Source organism: Shewanella sp. Arc9-LZ, assembly GCF_010092445.1.
In the GTDB taxonomy this organism is placed as follows: Bacteria; Pseudomonadota; Gammaproteobacteria; order Enterobacterales; family Shewanellaceae; genus Shewanella.
The window spans coordinates 4,427,245-4,443,153 of the sequence record NZ_CP048031.1 but is presented as its reverse complement, the minus strand read 5'-3'; the positions used below and the strand labels follow the sequence as shown (position 1 = coordinate 4,443,153).

The window sequence follows — 15,909 nt, the reverse complement described above, 5'->3', positions numbered from 1 at the left end:
TTATGTAGAGGTAGATCACATCGAGTTAACATCATAAGAAAACGTACATAATGATTTGCTAATTCGGGTAATGCTGCACAGTTTCAAGTGGAGAAAATAGGTAACATCGCGGCATGAAAACTCTATTGCTATTACTTATCATCATCACTATGCCTGTGCTCGCGCAAGACAGCATTGTCTTAGGCGTGCATTCAAAAACAGCGCCATTAGAGTGGCGTAATAACGGCGTTGACCAAGGCTTTAATATTGAGTTGATGGATAGAATTGGCCAGCTGACCAATAAGCGCATTATTGTACGTCGAAAGAGTTTTCAACAATTGGTAAAAGATGTTCATGATCCTGACAGCGATATCGATGTGATTACTGTGGTTAGCCCGGTGAACATGGATCGCAAGTTAGCTCAATCTGATCCTATATATGCAACCCATGCTAAAGCTTATACCTTGCAGGGTAAGGCGTTAATAAACAATTGGGCAGATCTTGTTGGTAAGCGGGTAGCTATTAAAAATGGTGCCTTTGTTGATGTGTTTTTATCTGACCATCTGCAAAATTTCGACCGCGTGGATGTTGATTTGTATGAAACCGGTTTTCAATTACTGATAAAAAACCAAGTCGACGTGGTTATTGCCGAGAGTTTTGTTGCGCGGCGCTTACTTCCGCTATATCCATCGGTGCGAAGTTCCAGTGATGCGTTAATTTTCGGGGCATTTAATTTTGTCGCGAATGAGACAAAAACCGAACTGATGTACCAAATTAACGAGGCGCTTAGGCAGTTAAAATTATCGGGCGAATACGACAAACTGGTTAATAAATGGTTTGGCACCGGGCGTGAAAAAGTTGATTTAACCTCTTCCGAAAAGCGCATGTTTGCCCTCGCAATTTTAGTGGCGATTATGTCTGCTATTGGGATGATTTTCACCGGATTTATAAGCGCTAGTTTACGCCGTCATACTAAAGCGCTCGATGCCGAATTAATTCAACGAAAGCGGATTGAAGTTGAAATATCTGAATTGTCGCAACAGTTCCAATCCGTTCTCGATGGGCTTCCTAATGGCGTGACCATAGTAAACCAGGAACTCCAGCATTTATGGAGTAACGATAACAATATTCACCTGTTAGATTCAGATGGATTTTACTATGTCGACAACAATGTTTTTAAGCTTAAAGCAGTATTGGAGGTGTTATCGACCCAAAAATCGCTTACTGCCGACATGCGGTATCAGCAGCAATTTTGGCAATTACAAATTCATCCCATTGCCAACAATCAGGTGGTGATTCTACTTGAAGAATCAACCGAGCAGCATCGATTACGCCAAGCTAATGAAGAAGCCAGTCGTTTAGCTTCATTGGGAGAGTTGTCTGCGGGAATTGCCCATGAAATCAATAATCCAACCGGCCTTATTGTGCATGCTGTATCACTATTTACCGCAGCCATGAAAGATTTAACCCCAGCAGCAAGGCAGTATCAGAAACAAAATCCTTTCTGGTTAATTGCAGGGCTAAATCCAGACATTGCTATTGAAGAGTTACAGTATAGTTGTGGCTCTATAGAAGAGGGTGCTAAACGTATCAGTCGAATTGTTAATGACCTAAAATGTTACGCCATGCCGCATATTGCCGATCAATATACCCGAGTGAGCTTAAATGATGTGGTTCAAGTGGCCCAGCGCCTCACCGCGAATCAAACAAAATCTCATCAGATCAGCACCCTGTTATGTCAACCCAGCCCTAGCATTACAGGCGATGCTCAACAGTTACATCAGGTGTTAATTAACCTCATTCAAAATGCGTGTAATGCTTGCTCAACCCAGCCAGGGAGCATAGTGATAGAAACACATGTTGCAAACAACATGGCCATACTCAGTATCAAAGACAATGGCTGCGGGATGGGCAGTGCCACATTAAAACGTATTACCGAACCCTTTTTTACCACTAGGCGCAACGAAGGTGGTAGCGGCTTAGGGTTATCGGTGTGCAGTAAAATAATTAAAGAACATCAAGGCGAAATGCAGATTCAGTCTACCTTAGGCAAAGGCACGCAAATTCGACTTATTTTTGCATTAGCACAACAGGATTAGCCCATGAAACTAGCCAGAAATATTCTGTTAATCGACGACGAAGCAGCATGGTTACGCACACTCGCGATAACTCTGAACCGTCTAGTTCCCGAAGCTGAAATTGACACTTGTGTCGACAGTCGCCAGGTGAGTAGTCGCTTACAGGTTGGCGACTATGCGCTAGTGCTAGTCGATCTCACCATGCCATTTCACTCCGGTGAAGAGTTATTAGCGATGATCCGCAGTGATTTCCCTAACACTCGAGTCATTATAGTGACAGGGGTAAATGAGGTTGATACAGCAGTTCGTTGCATTAAAAATGGTGCTTATGACTACTTTATCAAAACAGACAATGTCGATGAACTTGCTCGTACAGTTCGCCGCGCACTTGAAGTAGTCGGGCTTGAAAGAAACTACCTTTACATCAAAGAGAAATTTTTAAGCCGAACCTTAGATAATCCGCATGCATTCAATAACATGTTAACTTGCGAGCCACAGCTATTAGATCAGTTTCGTTATCTCGAAGCCGTATCGTGTAGCCCTGAACCCTTGTTAATTTATGGCGCCAGTGGAACCGGTAAAAGCGAGTTTGCTCAATCTTGCCATGCACTTTATAGCCCTAATGAACCCTTCGTTAGTATTAATCTTGCTGGTATTAGTTGCGAGTCATTTGAGCAAAAAATGTGTGGCCAACTGTATCATCACAATAATGGCGAGCTAGAAGCGGTTGCAGGTTTATTGCATCAAGTGGGCAGTGGGGTACTCTATCTTAACGACATTGGCACGCTACCACTGGATGCCCAAATTAAGTTATTAGCGCTGTTAGAAAGCAAACAATATTACCCTTTAGGTAGCGACACTGCCTATCCGGTAAAATGTAAGTTTGTGGTATCAACTCAAGATGATTTACTCAAACTTCATCAAGCAGGTAAGTTTAGGAGCGATCTACTCTATCGTTTACGGGCACATAAAATTAAATTACCGCTGTTAGCTGAGCGGCAGTTAGATATTGCTATGTTGATCAATCATTTCATCGCCCTTGCCGCAGCAGAAATGAATCTGCCTGCGCCGATTCAACCAAGCGACTTAGCGTCAAAACTCGCCAGTTACAACTTTCCCGGTAATCTACATGAACTTAAAGGAATGGTCTTTGATGCTGTAAGCCGCAGCGATGGCATAGCGCTTAACACCTCTGCTTTTATGGAAGCCATTAATGAACACAAGTCATTGACTGCAACGCCGCAAGACCGAATTATCTTTCCCAAACAACTGCCCACCATTGCACAGATGAACCAAGCGTTAATGGACGAAGCCATGAGCCGTACCGCTAATAACCAAACTGCAGCAGCGCAAATACTGGGTATCAGCCAAAGTGCATTAAGTAGGCGGCTTAAAGGACATTAGTGCTGAGCATGATGGAATTTAGTTAATATGTATAAATAGCGGCGACTGAGTGCAGGTCTTGTTAATCTGTTTCTCGCTGAGATTTTCTTGTAACGCTGCATTAGATGTTTCGAATATCTAAGCACTGAATACTAGCTTCTAGTTACTGGCTTCCTGTCACTTGTTATTGATTTCAATCATATTTTTTTCTTTAAATTTTAACATGTTATTCGATTTACATCCTTGTGCATCTTCCCTACCTAAAGGGCAGGGCGAGAGTTCAGTAAATAATGCTGTATTAACACTAAATATGCCTTTCTCTTTGGTTAGCATGCCTTTTTTCTTTAAGCTTCCCAGCATTAAGTCTAACTTTATGACGCTAATATGTAATATATCAGCAATTTCTTCTCGAGTTAGCTTTATATCAATGGTAAGCCACATTGATATAAATGGTGTCTTTAAAGCAACGATAATATCAAATAGAAACTTAATCAGTTTATCTTCCGGTGACGATGTTAATAAGAAAATAGCCAATGCGGTTTGTCTTTCTGTAAAATAGTTGGCATCAAACATAAAACGTGTAAAAAGCTCAATATCATTCTTTATTAAGTTTTTAATCAAAGATTTATCGACAATAATTATCTCACTGTCGCGAGCGACTTTAATACTTTTACAACAAGTACAATTATTCTCTAATAGTAAATGATAATCAGTCAGTCTGTTGGGTATGATGACATTAACAAATTTAGGCTTAGTATAGTTATTGGTTCTTTTTATATAAAATAATAATCCAGTATTTAAATAAATAAAATTATTAAGAAGAATGCTTTTAGGTATTAGTTCACCTTTGCTTAAGGTTTTTATCTCACCATTTTTTTTAATGAAACTCATGATGTCAGGTTTAACTATATCTGGAAAGAATATAGTAGATTTTCCTTTCATTTCAGAACTTAAGGACATAACTAGAGCCATATCAACATACCTTAATGTTTAATTTCATTACGTGATTTACCAATCGAATACTTGACAGTATAAACCCAAAAAGTATTTAACAAGTTTCAATTCTATGCATATTTATATTGTGCGGTATTTATCACATATTTGTTTAAGTTGTGATGGATGGTAAGTAATTTAAATTAGTTTTGTTTTCTGTTAAGTCAATCACACGTTATTTACCATTGTTTATACCCATATATAGGTATTTGGGCGGATGGTTTGATTAAATTAGCTCAAGAAGTTCGCAGATGATAACGGAATGTTAAGTAGGGCCAGCTAGTTAGTGTTGTTTGGTTTAAACCTCGATAACAACAAATAAGCTTTCGATTATATTTTCTACAACAAACATAGTAACTGACGTTAAAAAGTAATTATTTCACAGGTAATGACATGAAAGTAAAAAATTCAGATTTAAGGAGGTATTTAACAATGAGATCTCTCTATCAACTTGCCATGCTCATTGGCTGTGGACTCTTAGTAATGCAAAGTGCTCATGCATTACCGTGGGACGATTTAACAGCAGAAAAATTAGAAACTACGCTGCAACAAAAGTTTGATGAAGGAAAGTATTCTCCTAAAGGGGCCGACTCTTGCCTTATGTGTCATAAAAAAAATGAACAGGTGATGGACTTATTTAAAGGCACTCACGGAAAGGTCATTTCAGAGGCATCTCCAATGGCGGGCTTACAGTGTGAGGCATGCCATGGTCCACAAGGTAATCATAATCGCGGTGGTAAAGAACCGATGATAGCCTTTGGTAAAAACAGCAAACTATCTGCTCCAACCCAAAATACTGTTTGCCAAGGTTGTCATAATGACCCTAAACAAATGGCGTGGCATACCAGTACTCATAACTTAGAAGAAATTGCTTGTAGTGATTGCCATACCATTCATACCGCGAAAGACCCCGCACTAGATAAATTGACCGTAAATAACACATGTACCTCATGCCATACCCAACAAAAAGCGGATATGAACAAGCGCTCATCGCATCCAATGAAGTGGGACCAAATGACCTGTATTGATTGTCATTCCCCTCACGGCTCAATGAGCGAAAGCGCACTCAATAAACCAACGGTAAATGACACTTGTTATAGCTGTCATGCCGAGAAACGCGGGCCTTTCTTATGGGAGCATGCGCCAGTAACAGAAAATTGTATTACTTGTCATAACCCTCATGGCAGTGTCAATGACAATATGCTTGAAAGCCGAGCACCACAATTATGTCAGCAATGTCATGCCAATGACGGTCATGCTAGCCGTGTTGTCCCAGAACCTGGTATTGATTCATTTGGTGGCGGCAAAAGTTGTTTGAATTGTCATAGCAAAATTCATGGTTCTAATCATCCTGCTGGCAGTTTGCTACAACGTTAATGGAGAGCAAGTTTATGTCATTTAAATTGAATCTGATCACCATATCCATGATAGCCATGTCATCACCTGTTATGGCTGCTAATTTTGCAGTTGGTAACGCAAACATGGATTCGGTGAATACAAAAAATTATGAGTGTAATCGTTGTATAAGTTCTGCGGGGTACCAAGGTGAGGTAACGCTTGCTGCGGGTTATAACGACATTAATGATATTCATGCGGCTAATGCCTTAGGTACTGACAATAACGGCGGTATTGCGGCAGTGAGTGGAAATATCAAATACCAAGGTGAGTCAGGCTATGAAGCGAAGATTCAAGCTTATCAGTTAGGTATGGATAATGGTTTTGCTCATCTATCTGGCGGTCAAGCTGGCTTGTATGAATTTAACTTAGATATTGATTCTATCAAAACCTATCAAGCTGGCGATGTTCAAAGTTCGCTTTGGCACAACAACGGTATGTTGACGCCTAGTGACAGTCTTAATGAATTTGACCTAAATCAACAACGTGAAAAAGTCGGTTTAGGGTTTGAATTTGATCAAGATTTCTATGGTGTATTTGTTAAATATAGCCAAGAAGATAAAACGGGTTACAAGTCTAGTAGTCTCGTATCACCCAGCCCAATAAATTTTGGTTTACCGACAGATTCTACCACTCAACAATTGGATGCTGGCATCCACTTGTCGGGTGATAACTGGTTAACTGAACTGAGCTACTTTGGCAGCTATTATGAAAACAACATCGACAATCTAAGCCTTCCATACGTTAATGACGTGTATTCGGCGACACCAGATAATCAAGCTCATCAAGTATCGTTATCAGGTCAATATCAGCTCCACCGCACTGTGATGAATGGACGTATTGTCGCAGGACGTATGATCCAAGATGAAGATCTTATCCAAATGGCGGGTAATCCACTGCAAAATTGGGATGGTCAAATCGATACGCTAGATGGTCGTTTCGCTCTGACCTCAATGATAACTAATCGATTACGTTTAGGTGGCAGTATTGATTACACCAAGCGAGATAATCAAAGCTCTACCGCCGAGTTTGCTCAATATAACTTTAATAGTTTAACCGGCGCTTTTAGACAAAATACCCCTCGTGATTTGGAACGTAATACTTATAAAGTCAACGCAAGCTATCGCATCGCCAGCGGTTATCGCTTGCAAGCTGGTTATGATCGCAAAGACGTTGATCGTACTTTTAGTGACAGAGAACAAACCAATGACGATAACTTATGGATGAAGTTCAATGTTCGCGCACTAGATAACGTTAACGTTAATCTTAAAGTTGAGCATGCCAATCGCAGTGGATCTGAGTATGAAGCAAGCGACCTAACCTCATCTGAAAACAACAGCTTATTGCGTAAATACTACTTAGCAGATCGTGACCGCAATGCACTCGAATTCAAGATTGTGCATAACCCAACTGATTGGATGAATCTGGGTATCACAACTCGTTATGCCAAAGACGAATATGACGATACTAAAATTGGATTAACTGAATCAGAAGATTACGGATATGACGTTAATGTAAATATTCAATTTAATCAGTATATAGATGGTTATTTGTTTGGGAGTCAGCAATGGATTAACTCTAATCAAGCAGGCAGTCAAAGCTTTAGTTCATCTGATTGGCAAGACGATATTGAAGATGAATTTATCAATATAGGTACGGGTTTAAGCTACAGCGGTTTAATGCAAGACCGTCTGATAGTAGGGATCGATTATCTATTCAGTAATTCCATTAGTGACACCCTAGTTCACAGCTACGTTGGCTCTACAGATACGCGTAGCACTTACGGCGATTATTATTCATATAGTCACAGTGCCAGCATGTATGCAGATTATGCCCTAAGTGAGCAAATGGCACTTAAATTAACTTACCGCTATGAACGCTATTTCGATACTGATGCAGCTAACGTAGGGGTCAATGATATTGCAGGGATGATTACCTTGGGTGATATCAATCATAACTACAACGCACACCAAGTGATGTTGTCATTTAGCTATAAATTGCATTAAACGTATCGTAAATACTACGCGAGGATATAGAAATGGAACGTAGAAATTTCTTAAAAATGAGTGCAGCAATTGGCGCTGCAGCAACTATCACTGGGTGTGAAGATAGTGCGAAAGAAATCAATGTAGTACCACCAGAAGTACCAGAGAGTTCGCTTGAACAGCTTAACTGGTCTGCGTGCTTAGTAAACTGTGGTTCAAATTGTCCTATTAAAGTATTCAGTAAAGACGGTGTTATCACCAGAATTGAAACAGACCATGAAACAACTGATGAATATGGTGTAAACCATCAAGCTCGAGCCTGTCCTCGTGGACGTTCACTCCGTCAAAGAACCTATGCAACTGACCGACTACGTTCACCCATGAAACGCGTGGGTAAACGTGGTGAGGCAAAATTTGTCCCTATCAGTTGGGAGCAGGCTTATTCAGAGATAGGCACCAAATTACAAGCCATTAAAGATAACTACGGCCCTGAATCAATTTACATGCATTACGGTACAGGCGCTTACTATGGCTTCTCATCGAATACGGCAACTTGGGGGCGCTTGCTAAATTTAAATGGCGGTTTTTTAGACCACCATTGGGATTATTCATGGGCCGGTGTGTACCCAGCATGTATGGCCACTTATGGCGACCAGTGGGATAGCATTGGTGGTAGTTCGTTAAGCGAAATCGTTAACTCTGATTTATTTATTGGATTTGGTTTTAATCCAAATGAAACTCGCATGAGTGGTAGCGGCGAAGGCTATGATTTTGTTAAGTCTCTAGAGCATAATAACAAAAGTATCAAAGTCTGGATGATTGAACCTAGATACACAGATTCAATGCGTGGTAATGAAGATGAGTGGCTTGCAATTCGCCCAGGTACTGATGCTGCGTTAATTGAAGCTGTTATTTATCAGATGATAAGCAGTGGTTGGGTTGATCAACATGCCAAACCATTTTTAGATAAATATGCTGTGGGTTATGACGAAGCATCGTTAGTGAACACTAAAGCGTCTGTTATGCTAAATGCTGATCCTTTCATTGCTTCACACGCTGAATTTATCGACCCAGCACAAAACTACCATGATTATATTATGGGCCAAGGCATATTTGAGCTTGAAGGTGCAAAAACGCCAGCTTGGGCTGCCGTAGTCTGTGGAGTTCCAGCGAATAAAATTGAACAACTAGCCACCGCTATTATGGCCGCTGAAGCGCCCTATATTTCTGCAGGTGCGGGTATTAGCCGTCATGCAAACGGCGACCAAGCTACCAGAGCCGTTTATACCCTAGCCATTATGACCGGTAAAATTGGCCGCGCTGGTGTCAATAGTGGCGCAATGCCAACAAGTTATAGTTTCGGTGTTGCAGGTATGCCAACAGGCAGTAACCCTGTAGATGTGACCATTCCTGTTTATACATGGTCAGATGCCGTTGTACGTGGTGAAGACTTTAGCGGAACATCTGATGGCGTTCGCTTTACCGCAAGTGGTAGCCAAGAACTATTCGACAATAACCCAGCAAAATTAGGTACCAACATTAAAGCGATTATCAACTGTGCTGGTAATGCTTTAATCAATCAACATTCAGACAGTAACGGTACAGCCCAAATCCTCGAAGATGACAGCATGTGTGAACTGATTATTGTCAGTGATTGTTGGATGACATCTTCTGCTAAGTTTGCCGATTACCTACTGCCAGATAGTACATGGTTAGAATCAGTCGATTATGCCAACGATTCATATGCATCTGGTCAAATGGCCTATGCAACCTTTATGAGTACCTCATTAAAACCGCTAGGCGAATCACAATCTATGTATGAGATTTGTGCTGGTATTGCAAATGCGATGGGTAATGGCGCTGAATACACTGAAGGGCTTAACGGCCAACAATGGTGTGAAAAGCTTTATCAACAAACTAAGGCGATGAATACCGATGTTGATATGCCAGATACTTATGAAGAAGCTCAGAAAGTCGGGGTTTTCCGTAAATACATGTCTGCCTCTGTGGTTGCATTTGAGTCATATATTCAAGATCCAGTTGCGAATCCTAGACCGACAATTTCTGGGAAATTTGAGATTTTTTCAATATCTCTTGCACGTAAAGCGGCCACTTGGTCATTACCTACTGGAGACCAAATTACTCCTCTACCTCAATATGTGGTGACGTGGGACGGCTATCAAGATCAAGATACTATTGATGCTGGCTACCCATTACAGTTATGTGGTTACCATACCAAAGGTCGAACTCACTCAAGCTATCACAATGTGCCATGGCTTAGAGAAGCGGTAGAAGATGCAGTATGGATGAATCCGAAGGATGCCTCTTCTCGCGGTTTAGCTGATGGCGATATGGTTCATGTTTACAACGGTAGAGGAACAATTGAACTGCCTGTTAAACTCACTCCTCGGGTGACTCCTGGGGTCTGTTCTTTAGGGCAAGGTGCTTGGTATAAACCAGATGCGAGTGGAAAAGTAGGTCCATCTGGCCATGTTGTGGATATTGGCGGCTGTATTAATACACTGACAAAATATCATCCTTCCCCTGTATCAAAGGGAAATCCACAGCACACCAATCGTGTTCAGGTAGTCAAGGCTTGATAGGGGTATATTAAAATGACACAAGAAACTCAATTAGGATTTTATTTCGATAGCAGTAAATGCACTGGCTGTAAAACTTGCCATATAGCCTGTAAAGATCGAATGGTTGGCAAAACGCGCAGTAAAGATGATGTGACTAATCAAGGCGTATCAGCAATGCCTGGTATGTTATGGCGCCGGGTTTATGAATACGGTGGTGGTTCATGGGATCAAAATGGCGATGAAAGTTATAATCAAAATGTATTTGCTTATTATGCCTCTGTTGGTTGTAACCATTGTAACGAACCTGTGTGTGTAAAAGCTTGTCCGACTGGTGCTATGCATAAAAGAAAAGAAGACGGACTGGTACTGGTTCAAGAGTCGTTATGTATTGGCTGTGAAAGCTGCTCACGAGCTTGCCCATACGATGCGCCGCAGATTGATATTGAACGTAAAGTCATGACTAAATGTGATGGTTGTTTCGATAGACTAGCAGAAGGTAAAAAACCGATTTGTGTTGAGTCATGCCCTTTACGAGCACTGGACTTTGATACGATGGAAAACCTACGAGCTAAATACGGTAATGGCGATGGTCACTTTGCGCCACTACCTTCTGAATCGATTACCTCGCCTAACCTAATTGTTAAGGCATCAAAGAAGGCCCAACCTGTAGGTGCAAGTACGGGGCGGATCTTAAACGTTCGAGAAGTATAAATTATTGAATAGAGGGTGTAATCAGCGTATTACACCCTTCCATCCCAGTTAAATTTATAAGCAAATATGAACGATATGAACATTGAAAAGCTGCAAGACTTACAAGCCATTGCCAATGTATTGCATTCAGTGCTGACTATTTATCCAGAGTCGGATGTGATCAATACCTTTAAAGATCAAGATATTGTTGAAAATTGGCCTAACTTGTTAGCAACCGATAGCGATCATAAAGGATTAACATACCTAAAAGCTTATCTTGCTCAATGGAGCGGTAATGAGGCTGAGTTGATTAAGCTCAAGCTCGACTACGGCATGCTATTTTACGGTCCAGGTACACCTTTAGCCGCACCGTGGGGGTCTGCTTATACCAGTTCTTCACAGTTACTTAATGATTTTAGTACCGTTACGTTAAAACAGTTTTATGCTACTAACGACATCAATATCGACATGAGAACCAACGAGCCTCTCGATCATATTGGGTTAATATTAGCGGTACTGTCATTTTTATTGACCAAAGCGATGGCAGAACCTCAAAATCCGTACTTTCAAAAAGCGATCAATGAATTACTCGAACAACATTTACTGCCTTGGGCTTATCGATGTTTAGAGCTAGCCTATTCCTATGCTGAAACAGATTATTACAGAGCGTTTGCTATTTTAGCCAAAGAATATCTTTTGTACCTGGAACAAATATTTGATCTTCACCCCAAACGAATCGCAATTTATCGATAGGGTAATCTCTATGGCATTTCTTCAAGCATTAGTACAACAGTGGCACAAAGCCGATTTGGGTTATAGCTTGTTGTTAAATTTTCAGCATTCAGAAGACATAATGCAACTGTTTAATGGCGCGACTGATATCAAGACCGTGGCTAATTTAATCGCTGCGTTAGTCTATAGTGAGGGCGAACCTAGATGGTTAACAAGCGAAAGTCACGATTTTGAAAAACCGCTAAAAAATGAGTTAGTTTTTAGGTGTGTATTAATAAGCTGCCAACTTATATTTATAAAAGTATCTCAAAGAATTAATTTAAACCAAGCGGAAAGACTTATTCTTACCTTATCGAATGTATGGGTTAACCAGAAACGCGATGATCAAAGTAGTAGTGAGTTGATCGAACTGATTAAAAAAATCTACACTCAGGTATATTCTATCGATCTAGCAAGTAGAAGCGTGATTAAAAACATGAAGTAATCTAATTAGCCAGTATTACTATAGATAATTTATTTAACTAATATTTTAACTTTTTTTCTATAAAAATACTGTCTTTATTCAAGTAATACTTAATTTTTTCGCGATGGCAAGATTTACGATTAAAACAAAATTCATAAATTACTCAAACAAACTGAGTTTTAGATCATCTCAATCACTCTTCGTTACTTAATTATTAGCGTTGAAGTGCATGCAATTAGAAGCTGACTCATAGAGTTGATTCATTTTATAAAAAATAGGAAATAGAAAATTATGGAATTTTTACGAACTGATGATAGTTACTTTGTTAATTTACCAGGCTATCAGTTTACACCTAATTACCTATTAGTGGACGATAGTGAAGGAGGCCAGTTACGGATTCATTATCTTGATGAAGGAGACAAAGATGCTGCGCCAATATTATTACTACATGGAGAACCTTCATGGAGTTTTTTATATCGTAAAATGATCCCGATCCTTGTTGCAGCAGGTCATCGAGTTATTGTCCCAGATCTTATTGGATTTGGCCGTTCAGATAAACCAAGTCAACGTTCTGATTATACCTATCAACGTCATGTAGATTGGATAAAATCATTCGTTTTACAACTTGAATTAACCAACATTACTTTGGTATGCCAAGACTGGGGCGGCTTAATCGGGCTGCGTATGGCAGCTGAAGATATTCCGCGCTATACCGGTATTGTTGCAGCAAACACCATGTTACCCACAGGTGATGAAGAAACTAATGATGCATTTATGCAATGGTTTAATTACTCGCAAGAAGTAGTACATTTCCCTACAGGACAGATGATAAATGGTGCATCTGTTTCAAATTTATCAGATGAAGTTATTGCTGCATATGACGCGCCATTCCCTGATGAAACATACAAAGCTGGTGCTCGTGAATTTCCCTTGTTAGTGCCTATTACGCCTGATGATCCAGCAACACTGAAAAACCGTGCAGCATGGAAAGTATTATCTCAATGGGAAAAACCTTTTTTGACAGCGTTTAGCGACTCAGATCCTATCACTGCTGGCGGAGATAAAATGATGCAACAAATAATACCGGGTGCAAAAGGGCAAAAACATACAACGATTATCAATGCTGGTCATTACTTACAAGAAGAGCAAGGTGAGGTGCTAGCCGAGGTTGTGGTTAAGTTTATTGCTGATAATCGTTAACGCGCCCTTTAGCCAAGTTCGATAACTGCTTAGTAATAATAATGGTATCCATTATTAACATGCTTATCTCGATGGCTATATGTTCTGTAGGGGGCATATAGCTGCTATTTATCATGATTAGCTTATGATTTTATTGAACCATATTGATGTTTAATGCTAACGTTTTATCTCTATATTCAATTTCACTATTTATCCCCACCTTAACCTCTCCTTAACCCGTCCATCAGTATGCTTGTTCCAATATGGTGTAATACACACGTTTGGAGATGCAGTTGATGATGGTAAAACCGACTTTACGAAAGGCGATGCTGGCACTGATGGTCATAAGCCTGTTGGGCTGTAGCGCTGTCGATAATGTCAATTACGCCGACCGAGCCAGTCAAGCTGAGGCGGATACGAGTCAGCGTTTGATTGAGCCGTTATTGGCTGCATCAAATACTCAAGATGCGCCGATGCAATCTGTAGTTTGATTAACGGATTTAGATAAACCGTTCATTATAATGTGATGATAATTATATTATCATCAGGTGTTAACTTAATTCGATTGTACTGTAAGGTAATCGGCCTATAATGAGGGGTATCTTGACGCCGTACTAGGTTATGGGATCGCCGCAATGAAATACCGCACACATTTATTTTCTCTTCGTATCGGGCATGCACTCCGAGAGTCTTTAAAAGACGCTCCCTACAATGCCAATGCATTCACTAAAGATTTATTAGCCGGCTTAACCGTTGGCATTATTGCTATTCCATTAGCAATGGCGCTTGCGATTGCCATAGGGGTCGCGCCGCAATACGGGTTATATACTGCCATTATTGCTGGGTTTGTTATTCCGCTCACCGGTGGCTCGCGTTACAGCGTGTCTGGCCCTACCGCCGCGTTTGTGGTGATCCTTTATCCCATAGTGCATCAATATGGTTTGTCAGGGTTATTGCTTGCCAGCCTGTTATCCGGACTAATGTTGATTATCATGGCGTTGTTTCGCTTAGGCCGTTTTATTCAATATATTCCCGAGTCGGTCACGTTGGGTTTTACCGGTGGTATTGCTGTTGTTATCGCAGTATTACAAGTGAAGGATTTTTTTGGTCTAACTATTAGCGAAATGCCAGAAAGTTTTGTCGGTAAGGTGGCTACCTTGGTTCAAGAAATACCAGGGTTTTCTGGGCCAACATTGCTGGTGGGATTAAGCACCTTAGTAGTGTTTATTCTGTGGCCTAAACTCAAGTTGGCGGTACCCGCACATCTTCCTGCCGTGGTTGTTGCGAGCATTGTGGCGCTGGTACTAAATCAACTCGGTTTTCATGTGGCGACAATTGGTTCTACGTTCAGCTTTACCTTAGCCGACGGCTCAATCGGGGCGGGCATTCCCTCTATGCTGCCTGACTTTGAATGGCCTTGGCTTCGCGCGCAATCCGGTGAAGTGCCATTGGTACTAAGCTGGCAATTGGTGAGTGATTTATTGTCTGCGGCCTTTGCGATTGCCATGTTAGGCGCCATTGAATCGCTACTGTGTGCAGTGGTGCTAGACGGCATGTCAGGTAAAAAACACAGCGCCAATAGCGAATTACTTGGCCAAGGTATCGGTAATATTATCGCGCCATTTTTTGGCGGTATTACCGCGACCGCTGCAATCGCACGTTCGGCGGCTAACTATAAGTCGGGTGCGGTAAGCCCAATCGCGGCCATGATCCATGCGGTGGTGGTATTAGTGTCTTTATTATCGCTCAGTACTGTTTTAGCTTATATCCCCATGGCGGGCATGTCGGCGCTGCTTATCATGGTGGCATGGAACATGAGCGAAGCTCCCAAGATTGTCCATCTGGTTAAAAAAGCCCCTGCCAGCGAAGTGTTAGTGTTGATGGTGTGTTTGTTACTGACTATATTCTTCGATATGGTCATTGCGATCAGTGCTGGGATCATTTTGGCGTCGTTATTATTCATGAAACAAGTGGCCGACATGACCAAGGTGCAAGACATTAGCGAGCAGAAAAAGCACGTGCATGTTGAGTTACCGCCGCGTTGGAAAGTGTTTAAAATCAATGGACCATTATTTTTTGCTGCCGCCGACAGTGTCTTTGGCGAGTTGGCGCATTTGAGTGGCGACCAAGATGGGGTGGTGTTGTATTTTGATGGGGTATCGCTTTTAGATTCTGGTGGTGTCTCGGCGCTGTATAAGTTTATTGCTAAATGTAAGCATGATAATACTCGGGTATTGTTGGCCGATTTTCAATTTCAGCCACTTAAAACCTTAGCCAAAGCAGGCTTTAAGCCTGACGGCGTGCAGTGCGTGACGTATTCAACCTTGGCAGGTGCGCTAGACGATGTGGTGGCTGGAGCTTAAAAACACCATAAAGGCTGACAAACCAGTATCAATGCCGATCGTTTAAGGGCACTTGACCGATCTTGCAGATGAAAGATAATCCCTACC

The 15,909-nt window shown here is 41.1% G+C and carries 12 protein-coding genes; 11 read left to right on the top strand and 1 reads right to left on the bottom strand.

Annotation, left to right across the window (positions count from 1 at the left end; translation table 11 throughout):
* Positions 1–113 precede the first annotated feature (113 nt).
* Entirely contained in the window at positions 114–2,078 is a 1,965-nt protein-coding gene (locus GUY17_RS19125) for an ATP-binding protein (RefSeq protein ID WP_162024033.1), read from the top strand.
* A gap of 3 nt (positions 2,079–2,081) precedes the next feature.
* Positions 2,082–3,461, top strand: coding sequence for a sigma-54 dependent transcriptional regulator (locus tag GUY17_RS19120; protein ID WP_162024032.1), 1,380 nt, complete (start codon positions 2,082–2,084; stop codon positions 3,459–3,461).
* 156 nt (positions 3,462–3,617) lie between these two features.
* Here GUY17_RS19120 and GUY17_RS19115 read toward each other — a convergent pair whose 3' ends face one another.
* The gene (locus GUY17_RS19115; RefSeq protein ID WP_162024031.1) at positions 3,618–4,412 is read right to left on the bottom strand and encodes a Crp/Fnr family transcriptional regulator; all 795 of its coding nucleotides are present in this window, start codon (positions 4,410–4,412) and stop codon (positions 3,618–3,620) included.
* Between the two features lie 504 nt (positions 4,413–4,916).
* On the opposite strand from GUY17_RS19115, the gene GUY17_RS19110 reads away from it, so the two are divergent.
* The 9 genes from GUY17_RS19110 to dauA all read left to right on the top strand — a co-directional run bounded on the left by GUY17_RS19110 (position 4,917) and on the right by dauA (position 15,822).
* Positions 4,917–5,810 (top strand): DmsE family decaheme c-type cytochrome, encoded by an 894-nt coding sequence (locus GUY17_RS19110; RefSeq protein WP_302476632.1) that lies wholly within the window; start codon positions 4,917–4,919, stop codon positions 5,808–5,810.
* A 14-nt stretch (positions 5,811–5,824) separates the two neighbouring features.
* A complete protein-coding gene (locus GUY17_RS19105) occupies positions 5,825–7,834 on the top strand; it encodes an MtrB/PioB family decaheme-associated outer membrane protein (protein ID WP_162024029.1) in 2,010 nt (669 codons plus the stop codon).
* A gap of 32 nt (positions 7,835–7,866) precedes the next feature.
* Positions 7,867–10,413 (top strand): DMSO/selenate family reductase complex A subunit, encoded by a 2,547-nt coding sequence (locus GUY17_RS19100; RefSeq protein ID WP_162024028.1) that lies wholly within the window; start codon positions 7,867–7,869, stop codon positions 10,411–10,413.
* Positions 10,414–10,428: 15 nt separating this feature from the next.
* Entirely contained in the window at positions 10,429–11,106 is a 678-nt protein-coding gene (locus GUY17_RS19095; protein ID WP_162024027.1) for a DMSO/selenate family reductase complex B subunit, read from the top strand.
* Positions 11,107–11,172: 66 nt separating this feature from the next.
* The gene (locus GUY17_RS19090) at positions 11,173–11,838 is read left to right on the top strand and encodes a molecular chaperone (protein WP_162024026.1); all 666 of its coding nucleotides are present in this window, start codon (positions 11,173–11,175) and stop codon (positions 11,836–11,838) included.
* A 10-nt stretch (positions 11,839–11,848) separates the two neighbouring features.
* The gene (locus GUY17_RS19085) at positions 11,849–12,301 is read left to right on the top strand and encodes a hypothetical protein (RefSeq protein WP_162024025.1); all 453 of its coding nucleotides are present in this window, start codon (positions 11,849–11,851) and stop codon (positions 12,299–12,301) included.
* 270 nt (positions 12,302–12,571) lie between these two features.
* Positions 12,572–13,480, top strand: a complete 909-nt coding sequence (locus GUY17_RS19080) for a haloalkane dehalogenase (RefSeq protein WP_162024024.1) — start codon at positions 12,572–12,574, stop codon at positions 13,478–13,480.
* Between the two features lie 275 nt (positions 13,481–13,755).
* Entirely contained in the window at positions 13,756–13,950 is a 195-nt protein-coding gene (locus GUY17_RS19075; protein ID WP_101084999.1) for a hypothetical protein, read from the top strand.
* 144 nt (positions 13,951–14,094) lie between these two features.
* The gene (gene dauA, locus GUY17_RS19070; RefSeq protein ID WP_162024023.1) at positions 14,095–15,822 is read left to right on the top strand and encodes a C4-dicarboxylic acid transporter DauA; all 1,728 of its coding nucleotides are present in this window, start codon (positions 14,095–14,097) and stop codon (positions 15,820–15,822) included.
* Positions 15,823–15,909: the final 87 nt, after the last annotated feature.